General features: G+C 70.1%; 18 protein-coding genes. 3 read left to right on the top strand and 15 right to left on the bottom strand.

Going from position 1 to position 19,505, the window contains the following annotated elements; translation table 11 throughout:
* Positions 1–10: 10 nt before the first annotated feature.
* From C9992_RS01950 to C9992_RS01990, 9 genes are all read right to left on the bottom strand, one after another.
* Positions 11–886: a shikimate dehydrogenase family protein gene (locus C9992_RS01950; RefSeq protein ID WP_106813909.1), complete on the bottom strand. Its 876-nt coding sequence runs from the start codon at positions 884–886 to the stop codon at positions 11–13.
* Positions 853–2,526, bottom strand: a complete 1,674-nt coding sequence (mltG, locus tag C9992_RS01955) for an endolytic transglycosylase MltG (protein WP_235007920.1) — start codon at positions 2,524–2,526, stop codon at positions 853–855. The genes C9992_RS01950 and mltG overlap by 34 nt, the downstream gene beginning before the upstream one ends.
* Positions 2,526–2,993, bottom strand: a complete 468-nt coding sequence (ruvX, locus tag C9992_RS01960) for a Holliday junction resolvase RuvX (protein ID WP_106813910.1) — start codon at positions 2,991–2,993, stop codon at positions 2,526–2,528. The genes mltG and ruvX overlap by 1 nt, the downstream gene beginning before the upstream one ends.
* A 13-nt stretch (positions 2,994–3,006) precedes the next feature.
* The gene (gene alaS, locus C9992_RS01965) at positions 3,007–5,664 is read right to left on the bottom strand and encodes an alanine--tRNA ligase (protein WP_106813911.1); all 2,658 of its coding nucleotides are present in this window, start codon (positions 5,662–5,664) and stop codon (positions 3,007–3,009) included.
* Between the two features lie 91 nt (positions 5,665–5,755).
* Positions 5,756–6,040: an ATPase gene (locus C9992_RS01970; protein WP_106813912.1), complete on the bottom strand. Its 285-nt coding sequence runs from the start codon at positions 6,038–6,040 to the stop codon at positions 5,756–5,758.
* 105 nt (positions 6,041–6,145) lie between these two features.
* On the bottom strand, positions 6,146–6,775 hold the full coding sequence (gene rpsD / locus C9992_RS01975; protein WP_106813913.1) for a 30S ribosomal protein S4: 630 nt from the start codon (positions 6,773–6,775) through the stop codon (positions 6,146–6,148).
* Positions 6,776–6,953: 178 nt separating this feature from the next.
* Positions 6,954–7,337, bottom strand: a complete 384-nt coding sequence (opgC, locus tag C9992_RS01980; RefSeq protein ID WP_106813914.1) for an OpgC domain-containing protein — start codon at positions 7,335–7,337, stop codon at positions 6,954–6,956.
* Between the two features lie 13 nt (positions 7,338–7,350).
* The gene (locus tag C9992_RS01985) at positions 7,351–7,887 is read right to left on the bottom strand and encodes a PadR family transcriptional regulator (RefSeq protein ID WP_160150819.1); all 537 of its coding nucleotides are present in this window, start codon (positions 7,885–7,887) and stop codon (positions 7,351–7,353) included.
* Positions 7,888–8,023: 136 nt separating this feature from the next.
* Positions 8,024–9,373, bottom strand: coding sequence for a replication-associated recombination protein A (locus C9992_RS01990; RefSeq protein ID WP_106813916.1), 1,350 nt, complete (start codon positions 9,371–9,373; stop codon positions 8,024–8,026).
* A gap of 156 nt (positions 9,374–9,529) precedes the next feature.
* On the opposite strand from C9992_RS01990, the gene C9992_RS01995 reads away from it, so the two are divergent.
* The 3 genes from C9992_RS01995 (at position 9,530) to C9992_RS02005 (ending at position 12,223) form a co-directional block, all read left to right on the top strand.
* On the top strand, positions 9,530–9,838 hold the full coding sequence (locus C9992_RS01995) for a dioxygenase (protein WP_106814585.1): 309 nt from the start codon (positions 9,530–9,532) through the stop codon (positions 9,836–9,838).
* A 106-nt stretch (positions 9,839–9,944) separates the two neighbouring features.
* Complete coding sequence (locus tag C9992_RS02000; RefSeq protein WP_200826201.1) at positions 9,945–11,576, top strand: DUF349 domain-containing protein; 1,632 nt, start codon at positions 9,945–9,947, stop codon at positions 11,574–11,576.
* 89 nt (positions 11,577–11,665) lie between these two features.
* Positions 11,666–12,223: a hypothetical protein gene (locus C9992_RS02005; protein WP_106813917.1), complete on the top strand. Its 558-nt coding sequence runs from the start codon at positions 11,666–11,668 to the stop codon at positions 12,221–12,223.
* Here the strand turns inward: C9992_RS02005 and C9992_RS02010 are convergent.
* From C9992_RS02010 to ruvA, 6 genes are all read right to left on the bottom strand, one after another.
* Positions 12,202–14,451, bottom strand: a complete 2,250-nt coding sequence (locus tag C9992_RS02010; protein WP_106813918.1) for a RelA/SpoT family protein — start codon at positions 14,449–14,451, stop codon at positions 12,202–12,204. The two genes, C9992_RS02005 and C9992_RS02010, sit on opposite strands and share 22 nt — an antisense overlap.
* Positions 14,452–14,505: 54 nt before the next feature.
* On the bottom strand, positions 14,506–15,498 hold the full coding sequence (gene secF / locus C9992_RS02015) for a protein translocase subunit SecF (protein WP_106813919.1): 993 nt from the start codon (positions 15,496–15,498) through the stop codon (positions 14,506–14,508).
* A complete protein-coding gene (gene secD, locus C9992_RS02020) occupies positions 15,498–17,222 on the bottom strand; it encodes a protein translocase subunit SecD (RefSeq protein WP_106813920.1) in 1,725 nt (574 codons plus the stop codon). The genes secF and secD overlap by 1 nt, the downstream gene beginning before the upstream one ends.
* A 45-nt stretch (positions 17,223–17,267) precedes the next feature.
* Positions 17,268–17,729, bottom strand: coding sequence for a preprotein translocase subunit YajC (locus C9992_RS02025; RefSeq protein ID WP_106813921.1), 462 nt, complete (start codon positions 17,727–17,729; stop codon positions 17,268–17,270).
* A gap of 83 nt (positions 17,730–17,812) precedes the next feature.
* Entirely contained in the window at positions 17,813–18,838 is a 1,026-nt protein-coding gene (gene ruvB / locus C9992_RS02030) for a Holliday junction branch migration DNA helicase RuvB (protein WP_106813922.1), read from the bottom strand.
* Positions 18,831–19,457 carry a Holliday junction branch migration protein RuvA gene (gene ruvA / locus C9992_RS02035; RefSeq protein WP_106813923.1) on the bottom strand — a complete coding sequence of 209 codons (627 nt, stop codon included), beginning with the start codon at positions 19,455–19,457 and terminating at the stop codon, positions 18,831–18,833. The genes ruvB and ruvA overlap by 8 nt, the downstream gene beginning before the upstream one ends.
* Positions 19,458–19,505 lie beyond the last annotated feature (48 nt).

Here is a 19,505-nt window from a genome sequence, read left to right on the forward strand (position 1 = left end):
TGACCGGCCGTTACGCCGCGGGGGCCTCCAGTGCGCGGCGCATCGCCTCCAGCGCCGCGTCCTCGCCGGGCAGTTGTGCGTCGGGGTCGCCGTGCCGGAAGATGCGGATCTGCAGCAGCGCCTGGTGCAGCAGCATCCCGAGTCCGGATCTGGCGGTCCCGCCGGCGCGATCCCACGCCGCCGACAGCGCGGTGGGCCAGTGTCCGTAGACGACGTCCAGCAGCAGGCCGCCCGAGGCGGCGAGGGCGTCGGCCACGGCACCGTCGACCGGCGCGTCGCCCGGCAGCGTGGCGATCGTGAGCGGCACGTCGGTGCGCGAGGACGACGTGAACGGTGCGGCGGTCACCGTGATGCCCAGGCGGCCGCCGAGCTCTTCCAGCGGTGCGACGGCGCCGGGCCGTCGGGCGACCACCTCGACATCGCGCGCGCCGAGCTCCCCGACAGCGACGAGGGCAGAGGTGGCGGTGGCGCCCGCCCCGACGATGCGGGCGTGCGGAACGTCGCCGATGGCGTCGTCGGCGAGGGCGCGCACGATCCCGCCGACGTCGGTGTTGAAGCCGCGGCGCTGCCCGCTCTCCAGGAGCAGCGTGTTCACGGCGCCGGTGAGCTCGGCGCGCCGGTCCCGCGCTGTGGCTGCGGCGAACGCCGCGCCCTTGAGCGGCATCGTCAGCGACAGTCCGCGCCACGTGTCATCGAGCCCCGCCAGCTGCTCCGCGAAGGACGCCTCGTCCACCCGGCGTCTGCCGTACGACCAGTCCAGCCCGAGCACGGCGTACGCGGCGGTGTGCAGCTGCGGCGACCTGCTGTGCGCGATCGGGTCGCCCCAGACCTCCAGACGCGGCGCGCCGGTCGTCAGCACCCCGAGTCCGGGTGGTCCGAGCACCACTGCTGCCACTGCTGGACGGCACGGTTGTGGTCTGCGAGGTTGTTCGTGAAGACGGTCTCGCCGGTGTCGAGGTTGACCGTGACGAAGTAGAGCCAGTCGCCGTCGGCGGGATGCATCGCCGCGTTGATCGCGACATCGCCGGGGTTGGAGATCGGCCCCACCGGAAGTCCGGTGTGGACGTAGGTGTTCCACGGGTTGTCGTCCGAGAGAGCCTCCGCCGACGAGCTCACGGTCCCGTCGTGCATCTCGCCGTACCCGTACTGGGCGGTCGAGTCCATCTGCAGCAGGCCGAAGGTCTCCTGATTGTCGGGGTTCAGGCGGTTCTGGATCACGCGCGAGACCTTCTGCATGTCGGCCTCGAAGCGCGCCTCGCGCTGGATGACGGACGCTGTCGTGAGGATGCGCTGCCGGTCCTCGGCGGGAACGCCGGCCGCGTCGAGCGACTGGATCGTGCGGTTCACGAGCGTCTGGATCGCCGATTGCGCAGTGACGCCCGGGTCGAAGGTGTACGTCGCCGGGAACAGCCAGCCTTCCAGCGGCTGCCCGCCGGCTGCCACGATGGCCGGATCGACCGGTACGCCGTACGCGGCCGGGTCGGCGGCGGCTGCCTGCAGATCGGCGAGCGGGATGCCGGTGCCCTCGGCGAGCCGCTCCAGCGTCCCCTCGACGGTGAATCCCTCGGGGATCTGGGCGGTGAACTCCTGTTTGTTCGCGGGATCCATGAGGGCGGCCAGCGCCGCCTCCGAGGTCATCTTCTGCTGGAGCTTATAGACGCCCGGCTGGAAGGTCGGGTTCTGCCCGGTGTCGATCAGATAGTCGTAGAACGCCTCGGAAGTCTTCGTGACCCCCGCCTCGTGCAGGGACTGCGAGATCGGCATGCCGGTGTCGCCGGAGGCGATCGTCACGAACGCCTCGCCGGTGGCCAGGCCCTCCTCGTAGTCCTTGGGCTCTTCCCAGCCCATCACCTCGCGGATCTTGTCTTCGTAGGTCGTCCACACGTAGAAGGCGCCACCGGCGATGCCGCCCAGGAGGAGCAGCACGACTCCCAGCGCGATCCAGCCGCCGACGCGCCGACTCCTCTTGTTCTTGGGGGGTGGCACGTCTCCGATGTCCTCCGTCGAGGTGGAACCGCTGAACAGTGCGTCCAGGGTCGCGGGGGACGCGCCGGGGGTCGACTGCCGACCCGAGGCGGTGGCCTCGGGATGCCCGCGCGATTCGAACCCCGGACGGGGGGCGGTCGGTGACGCGGCGGCGCCGGACCGGCTGTACGGCAGCGCGGGCTCCGCTCCCACGCTCGCGAAGATCCACGGCTCTTCATCCGCGCCCGCCGAACCGGCAGGAGCGGCATCCGGGCGAGGCGTTCGCAGCGGCACCGGCCGGAAGCCCGTGCCGTCCGGCACGTCGGAGGCGGGCGCGCCGCCGCTCGGTTCCGTCGCCGGTGAAGCGGGCGCGGCCGGCACGGGACGAGACGTCGCGTCGATCGGAGCCGTCGGCTGAGACGGCCTGCTGGCCGCCGTCCCGGTGGCGGGCGCGCTCGGCTGGGTCGGGTTCTCCCCCGTCGCCGCTCGGCGGGCAGCCGCTTCGCGGGCGGCGCGGCGCGACCGCGGTACGGCTTCGCCGTCGGGCGATGACTCGGGCATCAGGCGGGCTCCTGGGAGATGGGGGTTCCGGGCGCGCGGCCGGTGCTCTTCTCGACATCGAGGGCCTGCTGGAGCAGCACGACTGCGGCGACCTGGTCAACGATCGTACGCGACGTTCGCTGAGATCTGCCGGAACTGCGCAGCGCCGCGTGCGCCGAGACCGTGGAGAGGCGTTCATCCACGAGGCGCACGGGCAGACCGGATGCTGCGGCCAGCGCTTCGGCGAACTCCCGGGCGTCGCGGGTCGAGGCGGTGTCCTCGCCCTTGAGGTTCATGGGCAATCCCACGAGCAGCTCGATGGCGGCGTTCTCGTCCGCCAGGGCGACGATCCGCGCGATCGAGCCGTCGTCGCGGGGCACCGTCTCGACGGGTGTGGCCAGCAAGCCGTCCGGATCGCACTTGGCGACGCCGATGCGGGCTCTGCCCACGTCGATGCCGAGGCGCGTGCCGCGCCGCCACTGGCTCATCCGCGGAATCCGCTCACGCGCGCAGCGCATCCTTGATCGACGCCAGCGCAGCGGGCAGCGCCGAGGCATCCGTCCCGCCGCCCTGCGCGACATCGTCGCGACCGCCCCCGCCGCCGCCGAGCACTCCGGCGGCCGCCTTCGCCAGCGCACCGGCCTTCGCGCCGGCCGCGCGCGCGGCGTCGTTGGTGGCGACGATCACCATCGGCCGGTCGTTGACGACCGCGCCGAGGGCCACGACCGCCGCCTCGGAGCCGAGACGCTCCCGCACCTGCAGCGCGAGCGAACGCACATCGTCGGCCGCCGCCGCCGTGCCGAGCGACTCGGCCACGACCACCGTCTGTCCCACCCGCGCACCGGCGGCAACGAGAGCCGGCAGCCGCTCGCCCAGCGCCTTCGCCTCGAAGGCGGCGATCTTCTTCTCGGCCGCCTTCAGGTTGGCCTGCAGCTCCGCGATGCGAGCGGGCAGCTGTTCCCGCGGCGCCTTCAGCGACGTCGTCAACTGCGACACCAGCGCGCGCTCCGCGGCCAGCGACCGGAAGGCGTCCAGGCCCACGAGCGCCTCGACCCGGCGGTTGGACGCACCCACCGAGGATTCGCCGACCAGGTTGATCAGGCCGATCTCCGCGCTCGTGGACACGTGCGTGCCGGCGCACAGCTCGCGTGACCACGGGCCGCCGATGTCGACCATCCGCACGGTGTCGCCGTACTTCTCACCGAACAGCGCCATCGCCCCGAGTGACTTCGCCTCATCCAGGGGCAGCACGCGCGTGGTCACCTCGAGGTTGTCGCGCACGGCGTTGTTGGCGATCTCCTCGATCTCCGACTTCGTCTCATCCGACAGCGCCTGACCCCACGAGAAGTCGAAGCGCATGTAGCCGGCACGGTTGAGCGAGCCGGCCTGCGTCGCCGTCTTGCCCAGCGTGTCACGAAGAGCTGCGTGCACGAGGTGCGTCGCGGAGTGCGCCTGCCGCGCCGCGCGGCGATTGGCGGCATCCACCACCGATGTCGCGGGCTGGCCGACGCCGACCTCGCCGGTGGTCACCTCGACGGTGTGGCTCACCAGACCCGGCACCGGCTTCTGCACATCGAGCACCTCGAGCTCGTAGCCGGGGCCGACGATGACGCCCTTGTCGGCGACCTGACCACCCGACTCCGCGTACAGCGACGTCTCGGCCAGGATCACCTCGGCGATCTGGCCCGTCGTCGCACGGTCGACCGAGACGCCGTCCACCAGGATCCCGAGCACACGCGACTCCGTCTCCAGGTCCGTGTAGCCCGTGAAGACGGTCTCGCCCTGCGCGCGCAGGTCGCGGTACACGCTCGTGTCGGCGAGCTGGCGCTTTCGTGCCCGGGCATCGGCCTTCGCGCGAGTGCGCTGCTCCTGCATGAGGGTGTCGAACGCCGCACGATCGACGGTGAGCCCCGCCTCCTCCGCGATCTCCAGCGTGAGGTCGATCGGGAACCCGTAGGTGTCGTGCAGGAGGAACGCCTCCGCTCCGGGGATGGAGCTGCCCCCGGAGGCCTTCGTCTGGACCAGGGACTCCTCGAGGATCGCCTCACCGGCCGCCAGCGTCCGCAGGAAGGTGGCCTCCTCGGCGAGTGCGTACTGCGAGATGCGAGCCCAATCCGTCTCGACGACCGGGTAGGCCTCCTTCATGGCATCACGGGATGCGGCGAAGAGCTCTCCGAAGGTCGGCCCGTCCACGCCCAGCAGCCGCATCGAGCGGATGACGCGGCGCATCAGGCGACGGAGGATGTAGCCGCGGCCGTCGTTGGAGGGCGTGACGCCGTCCGACATGAGCATGAGCGAGGAGCGCACGTGGTCGGCGACGACGCGGAAGCGCACGTCATCCTCGTGGTCGGCGCCGTAGGTGCGGCCCGACAGCTCGACGGCCTTGTCGAGCACCGGCCGGACCTGGTCGGTCTCGTACATGTTGTCGACGCCCTGCTTGAGGAACGCGATGCGCTCCAGCCCCATGCCGGTGTCGATGTTCTTGTTGGGCAGCTCCCCCACGACGTCGAAGTCGTACTTCGAGCGCACGTTGGTGATCTCGTACTGCATGAACACGAGGTTCCAGATCTCGACGTAGCGGTCGTCGTCGGTGGCGGGCCCGCCGTCGATTCCGTATGCCGGGCCGCGATCGAAGAAGATCTCCGAGCACGGGCCGGCGGGGCCGGGAAGGCCCGTGCTCCAGTAGTTCGTGTCCTTGCCGAGGCGCTGGATCCGCTCCTCAGGAAGATCGGTGAGACGGCGCCACAAGTCGTGCGCCTCGTCGTCATCCTCGTAGACCGTGACCCACAGGTCCTTCGGGTCGAAGCCCAGACCGCCCTCGGTCTCGGGCGTGGTCAGCAGCTCCCACGCGTAGCGGATCGCGCCTTCCTTGAAGTAGTCGCCGAAGGACCAATTGCCGAGCATCTGGAAGAACGTGCCGTGACGAGGCGTCTTGCCGACCTCTTCGATGTCGTTGGTGCGTATGCACTTCTGGTTGTCGGCCGCGCGTGGATAGGGCGCCGGCACGTCACCGGACAGGTACGGGATGAACGGCACCATTCCGGCGACGGTGAACAGCAGCGCGGGGTCGTCTGTCACCAGCGACGCCGAGGGGACGATGGTGTGGCCGTTCTTCTCGAAATAGTCGAGGAAGCGCTGGGCGATCTCGGCGGTCTTCATTCGGGTCCTTGTGCGTACGAGAGCGTGCGTGTTCCAGTGGTGCGTGCGAGGGGTACGGGGTGTCCCCCGAGGCGCTGAGCCGGCCGCCGGGTCAGTCGGCCAGGCTGCCGCCGTCGGCCGCTGTCTGCGCCGTGCCGGCGGTCGCCGCGGTTGCGGCGGCTGCGGATGCGGCGCTGGCGGCAGCTGCCCCGTCATCCACGATCCCGGCGAATCGTGCCTCCTGCTCGCGGTAGGCGTCGCCGATCCGGTCGGTGAACTCGGTGATGCGCGCGTCGACTTCCGCCAGGATCTCGTGGCCGCGCGGGTCCTTGTTCATCAGATGTGCGATCACGAATCCGCCGGCGATGCCGAACAGGAACCACAGGAGGTTCTTCATGTCACCACTTCCTCGCGGGCCGCCGGGGCGCGGCATCCCACAATCGTATGCCGAAACGACGAAGGGCGTCGGGTCACCCCGACGCCCTTCATGCGCTGCTGGGTATCAGCGCGCTGCGTAGTACTCGACGACCAGCTGGACGTCGCAGACCACGGGGACCTCGGCGCGCTTGGGACGGCGCACGAGACGGGCCTGCAGCTTGTCGAGCTCGACCTCGAGGTAGCCCGGCACCGGGGGCAGGACGTCGGCGTGACCGCCGGCGGCTGCGACCTGGAAGGGCTCGAGGGCCTCGCTCTTGGGCTTGACGTGGATGAGCTGGCCCGGCTTCACGCGGAACGACGGGCGGTCGACGAGCTGTCCGTCCACGAGGATGTGGCGGTGCACGACGAGCTGACGCGCCTGCGCGGTGGTGCGGGCGAAGCCGGCGCGGAGCACGAGCGCGTCCAGGCGCATCTCGAGCTGCTCGACCAGGTTCTCACCCGTCAGGCCCTGGGTGCGGCGGGCTTCGTTGAACTGGATGCGCAGCTGCTTCTCGCGGATGCCGTACTGCTCGCGCAGACGCTGCTTCTCGCGGAGGCGGACGGCGTAGTCGCTGTCGGCCTTGCGCTTGGTGCGGCCGTGCTCGCCGGGAGCGTAGGGACGCTTCTCGAGGTAGCGGGCGGCCTTCGGGGTGAGCGCGACGCCGAGAGCGCGCGACAGACGGACCTTGCGGCGGTCCTGAGACTTCGTAGCCACGAAGTGTTCCTTTCGATGACGCTGCCGTGTCTTTCACGGCTCGCGGACGTATCGCCCTGTCTTCGCCCGGTCCGGACTGCACGCCGGGGCATGCCGGAAGGTCTGTGAAGAAGAAAGGGGATGCCCGAAAACGACGTTTCGAGCCGATCAAGCCTATCAGACCCGGGATCCGTGCCCGTCATCCCCGCGCGACGACCAGCGTCGCGGCCGCGAGCACGACGCATACCGGGGTCATGGTCAGTCGCTCGGGCCGGCTGCGTGAGACGGCGTTCATGACGATGCCGATCACGAAGTAGGCGAGAAGCGCCCAGGTGAGGACGTGAATGACCGTCGTGTCACCGCCGGGCAGCACTCCGGCGCGGCTGAAGACGATGCCGGCGAACGCGGCGTAGAGGATCACCGAGACTGCGCTGCCGACACGCAGGCGGGCAGGAAGCACGCGATGGCCGCCGCCCCAGACCAGGCGGCCCCACGGGGCCCCGGCGGCCACACCTGCCTGCAGCACGACCAGGGCGCTCAGCAGAACCGCGATGACGGCCGCAGCGACGATGGTGGGCGTCATGCGAGGTTCTCCTTCATGCCTGCTCCCCCACTTCGTCGATCCACGCGCGGAGAAGTCCGTGGGCGCGGATGCCGTAGTCGAGCGTCATTCGCTGGAACGAGTAGACCTCGCGCTCATGGCCCTCGAGGCTCGCCGCGCGGCCGTCGAGATCCCGTGCGAGCGACCTCAGGGTCTCCGAGGACCGGTCGACGTGCGCGCGGACCGCCCGTACGACATCCGCGCGGTCGGACTGATCTGCGAGCTGACCGAGGAGGAAGACTCTGGCGAGCACCGTCGTCTCGGCCTCCGTGCCGTCGGGCACCGGGCCGAGCATCCACGACCTCCAGCTGTCTCGTCCGCTGTCGGTGATGACGTAGAGCTTGCGTCCCCGTCGGCTTCCGTCGGGATCCGCGATGGACGCGTACCCGTCCGCTGCCAGGTGCTGGAGCGCCCGCTGGATGCTGCCGGAACTGGCGCTGTAGAACAGGGAGATTCCTGCCGTGAACCGCTTCTGGACGTCGTAGAGCGACAGCGGGCCGCTCATGAGCAAGCCCAGGATGACGTACTGCATACGACTCCTTCCCCACGCGAGTATATCCCTCTGAGGGATATCTACATCCCTCAGAGGGATATCGGCGAGATGAGCGCGCAGTCTGGTTTCCGGAGCGGGCAGACGGGGATGCCGCAGGGCCGGGAACGGACGATGTTCAGCGGTCGCCGAGGATGCGGCGGATGCGTTCCAGTCGGGCCTGCACGTCGCGTTCGGCGCCCAGCGCTTTGGGCTCGTAGTAGCGCCGGCCGCGCAGCTCATCGGGCAGATACTGCTGCGGCGCGATCCCGATCTCCGAGTCGTGCGGATAGACATAGCCCTTGCCGTGGCCGAGCCGCTTGGCCCCCGGATAGTGAGCATCGCGCAGGTGCACCGGCACACGGCCGAACCCACCGGCGCGCACATCGGCGATGGCCGCGTCGATCGCCAGGTACGCCGCGTTGGACTTGGCTGTGGTGGCGAGATACGCCGTGGCCTCGGCCAGCGGAATGCGTCCCTCCGGCATGCCGATGAACTGCACGGCGTCGGCGGCCGCCACGGCCAGCGGCAGGGCGTGCGGGTCGGCGAGGCCGACGTCTTCGGCCGCCGAGATGATCAGGCGGCGGGCGATGAACCGGGGGTCCTCCCCCGCCTCGATCATGCGAGCGAGGTAGTGCATGGCGGCATCGACGTCTGATCCGCGGATGGACTTGATGAACGCGCTGATGACGTCGTAGTGCTCGTCACCCTGGCGGTCGTAGCGCAACAGGGCCCGATCCACCGCCTGCGCGACGTCTTCCGGAGTGATCTCGGGAGCATCGCCGGGCGCGGCGGCCCCGCCCTCCTCGTCAGCGGGCAGCACGAGTGAGGCCGCCGCCTCCAGCGCCGTGAGCGCGCGCCGGGCATCGCCCGAGGCGAGGCGGACGAGGGCGTCGCGCGCCTCATCACCGAGGGCGACTGCGCCGTTCAGTCCGCGCGGATCGTGAACAGCGCGCTCGAGCAGCATGCGCAGATCGTCGTCTGTCAGAGGTTTGAGGGTGAGCAGCAGGGAGCGCGACAGCAGTGGCGAGATGACCGAGAACGACGGGTTCTCGGTGGTGGCGGCGATGAGGACGACCCAGCCGTTCTCGACGCCCGGCAGCAGGGCGTCCTGCTGGGCCTTGGTGAAGCGATGGATCTCGTCGAGGAAGAGGATCGTGGACTGGCCGTAGAGATCGCGCTGTGTCAGCGCCTCCTGCATGACCTCGCGCACGTCCCGCACCCCGGCGGTCACGGCCGACAGCTCGACGAACCGCCGGCCGGAGGAACGCGCGATCGCTTGCGCGAGGGTCGTCTTGCCGGTGCCCGGAGGGCCCCACAGGATCACCGACGTCGCCGCTCGGGCTGCGGCATCCGGGTTGGCCAGCGTGACCAGCGGGGAACCGGCGCGCAGCAGATGCGACTGACCGGCGACCTCGTCGAGCGAGGTCGGACGCATGCGCACGGCGAGGGGCGTCAGCCCCTGGAAGAGCGCGGTCGGACCGGTCACCTCACCAGGCTATCTCCCGGATCCGACACCGGACCGGGGTCGGTTTGGCCGCGGTCTGGCCCGCGCCATAGGATCAAGCCGCCCGGCGCGCACCCGCACTGCGCTGAGGCGACACTGCACGAAGCGGGATCACGGCTTGTGGACCAGGGAGGTCACGTGGCGACCGGTGGCAAGAATCGCGATGCACGGGCGGCGCGCGAGCGCGCCCGGCTGTACGAGGCGCGACGCCGGTTCCACGACGACCAGGCGCGGCGGCGCACGCGGGACAACGTGATCGCCGGCGTCGTCGGCGGCCTCCTCGTCGTCGCGATCGCGGGCGCGCAGACCGCCTACTTCATCGCCGGCCCGGGGGCTCCCGAGCCCACGCCCACCTCCACCCCGACCCCGAGCGCCACGACGCCCGCACCGACGCCATCGGCGAGCACCACCGCCGAGCCGACGCCCACCGGCACTCCGGCGCCCTGACCGCGCCTTCGCGCATCTCCGGGCATCGGCGGCGGGCGTGCGCCGTACTAGGCTGTGAGCCGTCCTACTCCCTACGAACGGCGCGAGCCGCGATGAGGTGCATCCCGTGACTGCCGCAGCAGACTCCCAGCCCGACAACGTCACCCCCGAGGCCGCCGGCGCCGAAGCAGATGAGCGCGTGGCGTCCGTAGACACCGCCGCCGACGCCGTCGACGACACCGCCGGGGAGCCCGCCCAGAGCGACGCCCCGGCCGAAACCGCCGACGCCGTAGGCGACACCGCCGGGGAACCCGCCGAGAACGATGGCCCGGCCGGGACCGAAGCGGCCGGCGACACGTCCGAAGACGATGCTCCGGCCGGGGCTCAGGTCGGCACGTCGGCGGAGAATGAGGAATCCGCGGACGCGCATGTCTCGCCGGTCGCCGAACCGGGCGAGTCCGCCGAGTCAGCCGCTGCGGCGGAGCCCACGACGTCCGGATCGACCTCTGACGCGCCGGCGGGCGGCGCCTCGCCCGACGAGCCCTGGGGTCGCGTGGACGAGGACGGCACGGTCTCGGTGCGCGAAGCCGGTGGCTGGCGCGTCGTCGGTCAGTACCCCGACGGGACGTCCGAAGAGGCGCTGGCCTACTTCGAGCGCAAGTACGCGGACCTCGCCAGCGAGGTGACGCTGCTCGAGGTGCGCCACCGCCGTGGCGGTGCCTCGGCATCCGACCTGCGGGCCACCGCCCGCACCATCAACGCCAAGCTCGACGGCGCAGCAGCCGTGGGTGACCTGGCCGCCCTCGCCGCGCGGGTCGCCGCGCTCACCGAGACGCTCGCCGCCGAATCCGAGTCCGAGGCCGTCGCGGCGCGCGAGGCCGTGGACGATGCCGTGAAGGCCCGCACCGAGCTCGTGGAGAAGGCGGAAGCCCTCGCGGCGCGAGACCCGCGGACCGTGCAGTGGAAGCAGGCGACGGCCGAGCTGAACTCCCTCTTCGACCAGTGGCAGTCGCAGCAGCAGAACGGCCCGCGGCTGCCGAAGTCGACGGCGCAGCAGCTGTGGAAGCGGTTCCGCGACGCCCGCGGGACCGTCGACAAGCATCGCCGCGCGTTCTACGCCGAGCTCGACGAGGCGCACAAGGCGGTCCGCGACCGCAAGACTCGTCTGGTCGAGAAGGCCGAGGCGCTTTCGCAGAAGGGCGAGGACGGCATCCCCGCCTATCGGGAACTGCTCGATCAGTGGAAGACCGCGGGGCGCGCCGGCAAGAAGGTGGACGATGCACTGTGGGCCCGCTTCAAGGCGGCCGGAGACGCCCTCTACGGCGCCCGGGTGCAGCGGGAAGCCGCTGACGCGGAGGCCTCGCGCGAGAAGATCGAGCTCAAGCGCGCCCTTCTGGAAGAAGCCAAGGCCGTCGGTGACGAGCGTGACATCGCCAAGGCCCGCTCCCTCCTCACCGGCATCCAACGGCGATGGGACGAGATCGGCCGCATCTTCCCGCGTGAGACCGAGCGCTCCCTCGATGACGAGCTGCGTCGCATCGAGAACGCCCTGCGTTCGCGGGAGGACGCCGACTGGAAGCGCAACGACCCTGAGCAGAAGGCGCGCGCCAACGACATGACGCGCCAGCTCACGGAGGCGATCCAGAAGCTCGAGGATGAGCTGGCGGCAGCCGAGAAGTCGGGAGACAAGAAGGCGATCGCGCAGGCCAGCGAGGCGCTCGAGGCGCGTCGGTCCTGGTTGCGGGCGCTCGGCGGCTGACGGCGCCCCGCCGCGCCGCGGCTGCGGACTTGTCCACAGGACGATGCGCTCGCCCGCCGTCTGCCCGGGCGCTCGGGCACACTGCCGGTATGCCGTCGCCGTTCCTCTACTTCGCCGATGAGAAGCTCTCACAGGCGGAACTGACCGCGGCATGCCTGGACGGTCATCTCGTCGAGCTGGGTGAGGCGTTCATCCCGGCCGACGCGGTCGAGACGACGGCGCTGCGCGCAGGCTCCCTCATCCGCATCCTCGGAGACACGCTCGCTGCGACGCACCTGACCGCCGCGTGGATCCATGGGGCGCTGCCGGCCCCGCCGGCCCGTCACACCGTTCAGCGTGCGGTCGGTCGCCGACTGCACATCGCGCCGGACCGGCAGGTGGTGTACCGGGATCTCGCGGTAGACCCGGCCGACCTGCAGCTGGTCGGCGGCGTGCTGGTGACCAGCGTGGTGCGCACCCTCAGCGATCTGGCCCGCGTCGACGACGACGTGCACGCGCGCGCATGCGGGCTGCTGGGAGCCACCCGACCGGATGCCGTCGCCACGGCGATCGAGCGGCTCCGCCAGGGCTCACTCCCCCACAAGCGGGCGGCGCTCGCGCGGCTGCACGCGATCGCCGCGCCGGCTCAGGACGACGTGACCCGGTAGACGTCGTAGACGGCGTCGATGCGCCGCACCGCGTTGAGCACGCGGTCGAGGTGCACGATGTCGCCCATCTCGAAGACGAACCGGCTGAGGGCGAGCCGGTCGTTCGTGGTCGAGACGGTCGCAGAGAGGATGTTGACGTGGTGCTCGCTGAGCACGCGCGTGACGTCGCTGAGCAGGCCCGAGCGGTCCAGAGCCTCGACCTGGATCTGCACCAGGAACACGCTCTTGGTCGTCGGCGCCCACTCGACGTCGATGAGGCGTTCGGGGTCGGCCATGAGCGACTTCACGTTGGTGCAGTCGGCGCGGTGCACCGACACCCCGCTGCCGCGGGTGACGAACCCCACGATCTGATCGCCGGGCACCGGCGTGCAGCACTTGGCGAGCTTCACCAGGATGTCGGGGGCTCCGCGCACGAGCACGCCCGAGTCGCCGCCGCGCGGCGCCCGCGCCCGTCCGACGACCGGCAGGTCGATCGGGCCCGTCGTCGTGTCCTCGGCGGCCACGAGCGCGGTGACCTTCTCGATCACGGACTGCGTCGACACGTGGCCCTCGCCGACCGCCGCGTACAGGGCCGAGACGTCCTCGTAGCGGAGCTGGTGGGCGACCTCGGCGAACGAGTCCTGGCTCATCAGGCGCTGCAACGGCAGGTTCTGGCGGCGCATCGCGCGGGCGATCGACTCCTTGCCCTGTTCGATGGCCTCCTCGCGCCGTTCCTTGGTGAACCATCCGCGGATCTTGTTTCGCGCTCGGGTGCTCTTGACGAACGTGAGCCAGTCCTGGCTCGGTCCGGCGTCGGGGTTCTTCGAGGTGAAGACCTCGACGACATCGCCGCTCTTGAGTTCCGACTCCAGCGGCACCAGCCGCCCGTTGACCTTCGCGCCCATCGTCCGGTGCCCGACCTCGGTGTGGACGGCGTACGCGAAGTCGACCGGCGTCGCACCGGCGGGCAGGCCGATCACGCGCCCCTTCGGAGTGAAGACATAGACCTCTTTGGCGCCGATCTCGAAGCGGAGCGAGTCGAGGAACTCCCCCGGGTCGGCGGTCTCGGCCTGCCAGTCGGAGATGTGCGCGAGCCACGCCATGTCGGTGTCGACGGACTTGGCGTCCGCCTTGCCGCCGTTCATCTGCTCCTTGTACTTCCAGTGGGCCGCGACGCCGTACTCGGCCTGCTGGTGCATCTCGTGCGTGCGGATCTGGATCTCGACGGTGCGCCCGCCGGGACCGATGACCGTGGTGTGCAGCGACTGGTACAGATTGAACTTCGGGGTCGCGATGTAGTCCTTGAACCTGCCCGGCAGCGGCGTCCACCGTGCGTGGATCGCGCCCAGGACCGCGTAGCAGTCGCGCACGCTGCCGACCAGCACGCGGATGCCGATGAGGTCGTAGATGTCGTCGAACTCGCGGCCCCGCACGACCATCTTCTGGTACACCGAGTACAGCTGCTTCGGCCGGCCCATGACGCGGCCGCGGATCCGCAGCTCGCGCAGGTCGCTGTCGACCGCGTCGATGACGCTCTGCACGTACTGCTCACGCTGGGGCGTGCGCTGCTTGACGAGGCTGTCGATCTCGGCGTACAGCTTCGGATGCAGCACGGCGAACGACAGGTCCTCCAGTTCCGACTTGATCGCCTGGATGCCGAGCCGGTGGGCCAGCGGCGCGTAGATCTCGAGGGTCTCGGTCGCCTTCTTGCGTGCCTTCTCCGGCGGCACGAACCCCCACGTGCGGGCGTTGTGCAGACGGTCGGCGAGCTTGATGAGCAGGACCCGGATGTCGCGCGACATGGCCACGATCATCTTGCGGACCGTCTCGGCCTGAGCGCTCTCCCCGTACTTGACCTTGTCGAGCTTGGTCACGCCGTCCACGAGCATCGCGACCTCGTCGCCGAACTCGCTGCTGAGCATCTCGAGCGAGTAGTCGGTGTCCTCGACGGTGTCGTGCAGCAGCGCCGCGGCGATGGCGCGGGGCCCGAGGCCGAGGTCGGCGAGGATCTGCGCCACGGCGAGGGGATGCGTGATGTAGGGCTCGCCGCTCTGCCGCGCCTGCCCGGAATGCGCCCGCTCCGCGACCGAGTAGGCGCGCTCGATGACCGACAGGTCGCCCTTCGGATGGTGGGTGCGCACCGTCCGCAGAAGCTGCTCGACGTCGTCTCGGCGGGCCGACCGCGAGAAGATGCGCGGCACCAGGCGGCGCAGCGACGACGACTGGGCGGGAGGGACGGTCTCGGTCATCCGCACCACTCCCCTCCGCTGGACCTCACAATCCTACGCCCGCGCGGCGGAGCCTCAGGCCGGTGTGCCGGCCAGCGCGCGTGCTCCGAGCACCCGCGCGTCGCGTGTCTTGATGCCCGGCTCGTTCTCGCGCAGCAGCGAGTACAGCGGCGCCGCAACGAAGATCGTGGAGTAGGCCGCGACGATCGTTCCGACGAAGATCGACAGTGACAGGTCGGTCAGCGTCTGGGCGCCCACCCAGATGAGGCCGATGAACAGGATCGCTCCGGTCGGCAGCACCGCGACGACGGTGGTGTTGATCGAGCGCACCAGGGTCTGGTTGACGGCGAGGTTGACGGACTCGCCGAAGGTCCGACCCGACACCTCCCCGTCTTCGCTGGTGTTCTCCCTGATCTTGTCGAAGACGACGGTCGTGTCGTACAGCGCGTACGAGAGGATCGTGAGGAACCCGATGACGGCGGCCGGCGAGATCTCGAAGCCGAAGAGGGCGTAGATCCCGATCGTGATGACCAGCACGTCGACGAGGCCGATGATGGCCGACACCGACATCTTCCAGGTGCGGAAGTAGAGCGCCAGGATGAGGAAGGTCAGCGCCAGGAAGATGGCCAGGCCCCACAGCGACTGGCGTGTGACGTCCGCGCCCCAACTGGGACCGATGAACGCATAGCTCACTTCGCTCTCGGGGACGTCGTAGGCCTCGGCGAGAGCGGCCGAGATCTCCCGGCTCTCGGCGTCGGTGACCTGGTCCGTCTGCACGCGCACCGCGTCGTCGCCGATCGTGACGACCTTGGTCGTGGCGCCCGGGACGACAGAGAGCACGGCATCCGTCGCGATGGACTGGTCGATCGGCGAGGCCACACCGCTGACGGTGAACTGAGACCCGCCCGTGAACTCGATCGAGAACTGGATCGGACGGAACAGCGGCACGAGTGCGGAGCCCACGACGAGGATCGCGGCGATGAGGAACCACAGGCGGCGCCGGCCGACGAAGGGGAACGATGTCTTACCGGTGTAGAGGTCGTTGCCGAACTGGCTCATGGAGCGCATCAGTCGTCTCCCTCCTTCACGGTCGTGCCGGGTTTCGCGTTCTCGGCCGCCGCCAGCTCGGCCTGCTTGCGCTCGGCGATCGTCTGGCGTCGTGCCGCCTCGCCCCGTGACTTGGCCGTCCGGCGGCCGGCGCCGCCCGTCGCCAGCACCGGCTCGCGGAACTGCGCGCGGCCGCGGTAGACAGCGCCGAGCGCGGTCGGGTCGAGGCCGGACAGCGGATGCCCCGAACCGAAGAACCGGGTTCGCGCCAGCAGCTGCAGCACGGGGTGGGTGAAGAGGATGAAGATCAAGACGTCGATGGCCGTCGTGAGCCCGAGCGTGAACGCGAAGCCCTTGACCGTGGAGTCGGCCAGGATGTAGAGCACCACGGCGGCCAGGATGTTGATCGACTTCGAGATGTAGATGGTGCGCTTGGCTCGTCCCCAGCCGTCCTCGACCGCCGCGGTGATCGACTTCCCGTCGCGCAGCTCGTCACGGATGCGCTCGAAGTACACGATGAACGAGTCCGCCGTGAAGCCGATCGTCACGATGAGGCCCGCGACACCGGCCAGCGACAGGCGGAAGCCCATGCGCCAGGCCAGGATGCAGAGGGTGATGTAGGTCAGTACGGCCATCACCGCGAGGGACGCGATGATGATGAAGCCGAGTGCCCGGTACACGATGAGCGAGTAGATCGCCACGAGCGCGAGGCCGATGAGGCCCGCGATCAGACCGATCTGCAGCTGCTGGGATCCGAGCGTCGCAGAGATCGAGTTCGAGCTCTCGACGGTGAAGCTCAGCGGCAGTGCGCCGTACTTCAGCTGGTCGGCGAGCACCTTGGCGCTCTCCTGCGTGAAGCTGCCGGTGATGCTGGGCTTGCCGTCCAGGATCACGCCATCCATCGACGGCGCGGACAGGACGTACCCGTCGAGCACGAACGCGAACTGGTTGAGGGGCGGCTGCGCTCCGTACAGTCGCTGGCTGATCTCGCCGAAGGTCTTGGTGCCGTCGGCGTCGAACGACAGATTGACCGCCCACAGCCCGTTGTTCTGCTGCAGACCGAACGTCGCGTCGTCGATCGACGAGCCGTCCAGCTCCACCGGGCCGAGGATGTACTTGACGCTTCCGTCGGGGTCGCAGGTGATGAGCGGCTCGTCCGCCGGCGCATTCGCGGGGTCGTTGTTCGGGTCGGAGCAGTCGTACGCCTGGAACTCCGCCTGCAGCGCGGGGGTGATCCACGCGGTGTCGCTGCCGTTGGTGGGCGACGCGGTCGGCGTCGCCTGCAGCGTGGGATCAGGCGTGGGGTACGGCGTCGTCTTGCCGTCGTCACCGACGAAGGTGTTGGCCGGCTCGCCCGCGAGGAGCACGGCGCGCAGCTGCAGCTGTGCAGACGCCTCGATCCGGTTGCGCGTCTCTTCGTCGGCCTGTCCCGGGATCTGCACCACGATCTGGTTGCCGGCCTGCGTCGTGACATCCGCCTCGCCGACGCCCGAGGCGTCGACGCGCTGACGGATGATCGTCACGGCCTGCTGCATCTGCTCTTCGGTCGGTGCGACGCCGTCCTCGGTCTGCGCTTCGAGCACGATCTGCGTGCCGCCCTGCAGGTCGAGCGCCAGAGCCGGCGTCCACGAGCTGGCGCCGAACACGTAGACACCGAGCGCGTTGATGCCGAACAGGAGTGCCGTGATCGCGAGGAGCCCGGTCAGCGCACGCCACGCATGCCGGACGGGAGTGGATGTCGCCACGTCTCTGCTTTCTTGAGATGCCCGATCGGGCGAGCGGGTCGGGTCTCAGCCCTGCGACTTGGTTCCGGGCTCGGCGTCAGGGTCGGTCTTGTCGTGGGCGGCGCCGGTGCTGTGGTCGTCGCTGATCGAGCTGATGTCGCCGTTCGCGACGCCTTCGGCGTACTCGGCGTGGCTCTCCTCGGCCGCGAGGAACTCGTCCTCGGTGACGGCGCCGACCGTGGGGTTCACGACGCGCAGGATCGCCTGGCTGTGGACCTTGATCTCCACCCCGGGGGCGAGCTCGACGATGGCCGGCTGGTCGAGGTTGTCGGGGTCGTACGAGACGATCGTCCCGTACAGGCCGCCCTGGAGCAGCACCTCGGCGCCCGGTACCGTCTGGCGCGACTTCGCCTCCTGCTCCGCCTTCTGCTTCTGCATGCGGCGGCGCGAGCTCCAGAACATGAAGACGAGGAGCACGACCAACAGGATGATGAGGCCGTAGTTGCTCAGGAACGTAGCGAAGTCCATGGAGCTGTGGGCACCTTTCGGATCAGGCATGCGCCGAGGGCGGCATTGCCTTGCAGGAGGGGGTGGGCGAGAGCCTCCAGCGATTATAGGTCATCGAATCCCAGGACCGAGTCGACGCTCGGCACCCCCAGGTGCGCGTACGCCTCGGGCATGGCGATGCGTCCGCGCGGCGTGCGGCCCATGAAGCCGATGCGGACCAGGTACGGCTCGACGACCGACTCGATGGTGTCGGCCTCCTCGCCGACCGCGACCGCGAGCGTCCCCAAGCCCACAGGGCCGCCCCGGAATCGGCGGACGAGGGCGTCCAGAACGGCGCGGTCCAGCCGGTCCAGCCCGATCGCGTCGACGTCGTAGAGGTCGAGTGCGGCGTCCACCGCCTCGATGTCGGCGCCGGTGCGCCCGTGGACCACCAGGTAGTCGCGCACGCGGCGCAGCAGCCGGTTCGCGATGCGAGGTGTTCCACGGGAGCGCCGGGCGATCTCGGCGCGGGCCGCCGGCGGCAACGAGACGCCCAGCATGACGGCAGATCTCTCGATGACCCGCTCGAGTTCCTCCGGCTCGTAGAACTCCAGATGGGCGGTGAACCCGAACCGGTCCCGCAGCGGATTGGGCAGCAGCCCCGAGCGGGTGGTCGCGCCGACGAGCGTGAACGGCGCCAGATCGAGCGGGATGCTGGTCGCCCCGGCTCCCTTGCCCACCATGATGTCGATGCGGAAATCCTCCATCGCGAGGTAGAGCATCTCTTCGGCCGAGCGTGCCATCCGATGCACCTCATCGATGAAGAGCACCTCGCCCGGCGTGAGGCTGGACAGGAGTGCCGCGAGATCGCCGGCGTGCTGGATCGCCGGGCCGCTGGACAGCCGCAGCGGGCGCCCGCTCTCGTGGGCGACGATCATGGCCAGGGTCGTCTTGCCGAGGCCGGGAGGCCCCGACAGCAGGATGTGGTCCGCCGGCCGCTGCTGGATGCGGGCCGCGTCCAGCAGGAGCTGCATCTGGCCGCGCACCTTCTGCTGTCCCACGAACTCCGCTAGCGACGTGGGGCGCAGGGCCCCCTCGATCGCCAGCTCGGTCTCGTCGACCGGTTCCCCTGCCTCGCGGAAGTCAACCACCGACCGGCTCCTTCCGTGCGGGACCCAGAGCGGCGAGGGTCAGGCGCAGCAGCGCGGGCACGGACGCCCGGTCGGCGTCCGCGGCGTCGGCGGCGACCGTGTCGACGGCGTCGGCGGCGACCCGCTCGGACCACCCGAGACCCACGAGGGCCTGGACGACCTGTGCGGGCACGGCGGCGAAGGAGGCGGCATCCCCGCCGACAGCCCCGGCGGGGCGGGTGGCGGCGATCTTGCCGGTCAACTGCACCACGATGAGCTTGGCCGTCTTGGGCCCGATGCCGGACACCCGTCGGAAGGGCGCGTCGTCGTCGGCGGCGACGGCGTCGGCGATCTGGGCGACGGTCAGGGTGGACAGCACGCCGAGCGCCGACTTGGGTCCGACCCCCGTGACGCCCAGCAGCTGACCGAAGACGCTCAGCTCCTCGCGGGTCTCGAAGCCGAACAGCGACAGCGCGTCCTCGCGGACGATGAGCGAGGTGTGCAGCGTGATCGTCTCACCGACGTGCGTCGCGCGCGCCACCTGGGGGGTGACCGCGACGTGAAGCCCCACTCCCCCGACTTCGACGACGACCGCATCGGCATCGACATGCACGGCGGTGCCGCGGACTGACGAGATCATGCATCGAGCCTACGGCGCGCTTCGGACGTTTGTTCGAGCGACACGCGC

The organism is Microbacterium timonense, assembly GCF_900292075.1.
Lineage (GTDB): Bacteria > Actinomycetota > Actinomycetes > Actinomycetales > Microbacteriaceae > Microbacterium > Microbacterium timonense.

Bases quoted from the DNA above. Each gene is read 5' to 3' on its own strand.
- mltG (WP_235007920.1), bottom strand. From the start codon at position 2,526: ATGCCCGAGTCATCGCCCGACGGCGAAGCCGTACCGCGGTCGCGCCGC.
- ruvX (WP_106813910.1), bottom strand. From the start codon at position 2,993: ATGAGCCAGTGGCGGCGCGGCACGCGCCTCGGCATCGACGTGGGCAGA.
- alaS (WP_106813911.1), bottom strand. From the start codon at position 5,664: ATGAAGACCGCCGAGATCGCCCAGCGCTTCCTCGACTATTTCGAGAAG.
- C9992_RS01970 (WP_106813912.1), bottom strand. From the start codon at position 6,040: ATGAAGAACCTCCTGTGGTTCCTGTTCGGCATCGCCGGCGGATTCGTG.
- opgC (WP_106813914.1), bottom strand. From the start codon at position 7,337: ATGACGCCCACCATCGTCGCTGCGGCCGTCATCGCGGTTCTGCTGAGC.
- C9992_RS01985 (WP_160150819.1), bottom strand. From the start codon at position 7,887: ATGCAGTACGTCATCCTGGGCTTGCTCATGAGCGGCCCGCTGTCGCTC.
- C9992_RS02005 (WP_106813917.1), top strand. From the start codon at position 11,666: ATGCCGTCGCCGTTCCTCTACTTCGCCGATGAGAAGCTCTCACAGGCG.
- C9992_RS02010 (WP_106813918.1), bottom strand. From the start codon at position 14,451: ATGACCGAGACCGTCCCTCCCGCCCAGTCGTCGTCGCTGCGCCGCCTG.
- secF (WP_106813919.1), bottom strand. From the start codon at position 15,498: ATGCGCTCCATGAGCCAGTTCGGCAACGACCTCTACACCGGTAAGACA.
- C9992_RS02025 (WP_106813921.1), bottom strand. From the start codon at position 17,729: ATGGACTTCGCTACGTTCCTGAGCAACTACGGCCTCATCATCCTGTTG.
- ruvA (WP_106813923.1), bottom strand. From the start codon at position 19,457: ATGATCTCGTCAGTCCGCGGCACCGCCGTGCATGTCGATGCCGATGCG.